This window comes from Nonomuraea sp. NPDC059023 (genome assembly GCF_042740095.1).
Classification (GTDB): Bacteria; Actinomycetota; Actinomycetes; order Streptosporangiales; family Streptosporangiaceae; genus Nonomuraea.
In genome coordinates, this window is record NZ_JBHYIO010000110.1 from 1 (window position 1) to 3,983 (window position 3,983).

Annotated in this window: 3 protein-coding genes; all 3 read left to right on the top strand. The window is 65.1% G+C overall.

All coding sequences use genetic code 11. The annotated features are described in order from the left end of the window. Positions 1 to 1,073 precede the first annotated feature (1,073 nt). The 3 genes from ACFWYW_RS58995 to ACFWYW_RS59005 all read left to right on the top strand — a co-directional run bounded on the left by ACFWYW_RS58995 (position 1,074) and on the right by ACFWYW_RS59005 (position 3,808). Complete coding sequence (locus tag ACFWYW_RS58995; RefSeq protein WP_379628218.1) at positions 1,074 to 2,321, top strand: helix-turn-helix domain-containing protein; 1,248 nt, start codon at positions 1,074 to 1,076, stop codon at positions 2,319 to 2,321. 216 nt (positions 2,322 to 2,537) lie between these two features. After that, entirely contained in the window at positions 2,538 to 3,368 is an 831-nt protein-coding gene (locus ACFWYW_RS59000) for an IS5 family transposase (protein WP_379641465.1), read from the top strand. Continuing rightward, complete coding sequence (locus ACFWYW_RS59005) at positions 3,365 to 3,808, top strand: hypothetical protein (RefSeq protein ID WP_379641466.1); 444 nt, start codon at positions 3,365 to 3,367, stop codon at positions 3,806 to 3,808. The genes ACFWYW_RS59000 and ACFWYW_RS59005 overlap by 4 nt, the downstream gene beginning before the upstream one ends. Positions 3,809 to 3,983 lie beyond the last annotated feature (175 nt).

Below are 3,983 nucleotides of genomic sequence, written 5' to 3' on the forward strand. Positions count from 1 at the left end.
GGTCTGCGGGCGGCGGGGTGCGGTCACGCCGCCCGCAGACCCCTCGCGCCCCCGGCCCGTGGTTCGTTGCCAGGGGCGCGAGGCCGACCGCCGCAGGGGCACGGTCGGACAGGGAGTCCCGCTCCGGACAGGAGGCGTCGAGCCGAAGCGGGGGCAAGGTGAGGGGGCGCGCACCCCGATGACGTCCGTGGGGGTACGCGCCCCGGTTCCCGCCCTACGCCGCTGCAACCTCGCGCCTGACGACGAGCAACGCGGCGGCGAGGTACGGGGCGTAGGGCCCGCACGCGACGGGAAGAGCGAGAGCTGTGAAGCGCGAGACGTCGCCCGGCCACAGCGGCGGATAGCAGGTGGAACACCTGATGGAGCCGCAGTGGTTGAGGCAGTGCCTCTGCCCGCACCAGTGCGCCTCCCGGCAATGATGCACCTGGCAGCCAGGCCGCACCAAGGTAAGGGCCGCAACCTCGGTCGGCACGTCGGCCTCCGCACCGGACGCACACGGGACGACGATTCCCACAGGCACGTTCACAGCGGCCCCACCACTGACGCGTTCCCTACGGCCGCACGGCCGCGCGTGGGGTGCTGGACGGCCAGCACGTCATGCCGCGCAGCGATGCGGGTAGCGGCGGTCACCGGATCATCAACCGGAACACTCGCGTACACGGGCTCGCAACCCCGGTTGCCGTTGATCCACGTGAACCCGCTACCGGTGCACGTGGTGGTAAGCCCACCGCAGACCGACACCCACGCACACGTCCGGCTACTGGCCAGCAACTCACACCTGACGCCACGCTTCAGCAGCTCCACGACAAGACGCCGGGCAGCCTGATGGGGAGGAAGATGGTGACCCGCATACCTGGGCTCGACGTGGATCACTTGGGTAGCACCTCCATGCGATCAAGAGCCGTCCGATGCTCGTCCATCGAGACGGGTCCGACTATCCTCATGAGCTATTTCTTGCGATTCGGCAGATCTCGCAGCACCGTGGTGCAGGCTTGATTCAGCATGTGTGATGGACGTATCTCAGTACGAGAGGTTGCCCGCGCCAGGCAACGGGGCAACTGCTGGAGGCAACCGTGAAATTTGGCGAAAACCTTCGATACCTCCGCAACAAACAGAAGATTTCGCTCTCCGGCCTGCAAGAGGTGACCTATTTCTCAAAGAGCTATCTCAGCCGCGTTGAGCGAGGACTACGCAACCCTGAACGGACACTCGCGGAACTGGCCGACCAGGCGCTCAACGCTAGGGGGCAACTCGTGGCCGCCTGGATTCGCGACTACGAGAACGGTCCGCCTATGCTGGTGTCACGTTCAGGAGGTGAGGCAACGAAGCGACGCACATTCCTCAAGAGCGCAGCGCTTGCCGCCGGAGTCGGACTGACCGACATAGCTGGCCAGCCAGAACAGAGCATGGCGACCGTTGCGCGTCTGCGTGATGCTCTGATCCCCAACGCGCCTACAGTGCCCACGTCGCCTTACCCTGCGTCTCTGGCCCGTGCTGTAACCCGCGCACAACGAGACTTCGCCGCAGCTCATTACGTTGATCTAGCTGATCATCTCGCCGATTTGATCCCCGTTGCCCGCATGGCGTCCGAACCTGCGGAGCTCGCCGTTGCCGCACAGGTCTACCATCTGGCCACGCGCACGCTGATCAAGCTGAGTGCATCCCCATATGCCTGGATAGCCGCACATCAAGGTAAGCAGGCCGCGGACGCTAGCGGCGATCTTCGAGCCATCGGCGAGGCACACCGCGACCTCGTAAGTCTCTGTCACCGGGCCATGGACTACCGGAAGGCGCGCGATATCGCCCTAAGCGCAACTGAATGGCTCCGCCCGCGACTCGACGGCGCACCAGCACCCGCTTGGGGGGCATACGGAACGTTGATGTCTACGGGAGCAATAGCCGCCGCGCGATCGGAAGATCGACATTCGGCAACGGAAATGCTGCAAGCGGCTGACGAAGCCGCTCCCCTTGCTCCCAACCTCGTCCTCAGTCCCGGTCATGTTGCGACCTACAAAATCGGCGTGTCCATCGTGCTTGGGGATGCCGGCACCGCGATTGAGCACGCCAAAGCCATCAACCCAGACGAAATCCCAACGCAGGAACGCCGCGTCAGCTACTACACGGGCGTCGCTGAGGCATACATGTTGTGGGGAAAGACCGACCGCTCGGTACGCGCCCTGCTGGTCGCTGAGAAAATCGCTCCGCCCGAGATCCAGCGTCCAGGCACCCGCGAGGTAATCACCGAGTTGCTCCACCGCGACCGACACAGCAAACTATCCGGCTTGCGCGCCCTCGCACGCCGCGCGAGCGTGAGCCTGTGAGCAAGCCTGACAAGCGCTGACCTGCGGATACGGCCGTCAGACTTGACAAGGAACTTGTCGCAGAGGTTACCCACGCTCTTCTCCCACCCGAAGTCGACTGACAGAGATGATGTAAGAGTGCGTTACGTGAGCCTCTTTCCGTGATGTCGTTATGTGATCGTGTGGATTTGTAGCGTTACCGCCAGTCGGTGGGTCCCGGCGTGCTGGGATGGCACGGTGACTGAGCGCAAGCCGTACCCGAGCGACTTAACCGACGCGCAGTGGGCGTTGATCGAGCCGGTTCTGACGGCGTGGAAGGCCGCGCACCCCTCGGTCAGCGGCCACGAGGGCAACTACGAGATGCGGGAGATCGTTAACGCGATCCGCTACCAGGGACGAACCGGCGTCCAATGGGACTATCTCCCTCACGACCTGCCGCCCAAGGGCGCGACGTATTACTACTTCGCCAAATGGCGCGATGACGGCACCGACAAGACGATCCACGACCTGTTGCGCTGGCATCTGCGTGAACAGAAGAAGCGATTAGCCGACCCGAGCCTGGTCGTGCTGGACACCCAAAGCGTCCACGTCGCGGCCGGGGTTCCCGCCGAAACGACCGGCCGGGACGTCGCCAAGAAGGTGCCGGGCCGCAAGCGGGGCCTGGCCGTAGACGTGCTGGGCCTGGTCATCGCAGTCGTCGTGCTCACCGCCTCAGCTCACGAGAACGCCGCCGGGATCGCCCTGCTGGACCGGGTCACCGCCACCACCGAGGGCACCGTGACCAAGGCGCTGGTCGACCAGGGATTCAAGAACGCGGTCGTTGCCTATGGCGCCGACCTGGGGATCGACGTGGACATCGTCGAACGCAACCCCGCCGGCAAGGGCTTCGTGCCCCAGCCGAAACGATGGGTCGTCGAGCAGACCTACGGGATCTTGATGTTCCACCGGCGCCTGGTCCGCGACTACGAGCATCTCCCGTCCAGCTCCGAATCACGGGTGTACTGGGCGATGACGGACGTGATGTCTCGGCGCCTGACCCCTTCGACGCCGTCCTGGCGGTGGACATGACCAGGCCCGAGGCCCGACCGCCCGACCCCGGAACCTGGCTCCTGGACCGGCTGGATGCCCGAGAACAGGCCCTGACCTGCCAGATCGAGCAGACCCAGGCCGAACTCGACACCCTGACCACGTGGCTGGGCGAACTCGGCCAGGAGGCCGAGCACCTGCGGATCAGCCGCAAGACCCTCCTGTCCCTCGCCCAAGCCGACCCCGCCCCGATCACGCCGGATGCGCCGCTGATCGGCTTCGATCATCCCGACTACCAGCAGATCCTCACCGTCTTCGGCCAGGCCGAGGGCCCTCTACGCGCCCGCGACCTGGCGCTGGCGATGGACCTGCCCTTGACGCCCAACGGCATCCAAAACGTCCGCGCCAAACTCAAACGCCTGGCCAGCCGCGGCATCCTCGTCGAAACCGCACCCGGCTTGTTCACCCGGCCGCGCCCGTAGACCGAACAATGCCCCGCCGACCAGCAGACCTCATCCAATCGCAACGACGAAAGGGGCATCAGCTCGCGTAACGCACTTTTAGAGGACGTTCGTGCTGACTCTGTGGTGGTTTAGGTAGGCCTGCGGCCTGTCCTGGATCACCCATGGTGGGGTTTTCGAGAAGAACGTCGGGGCG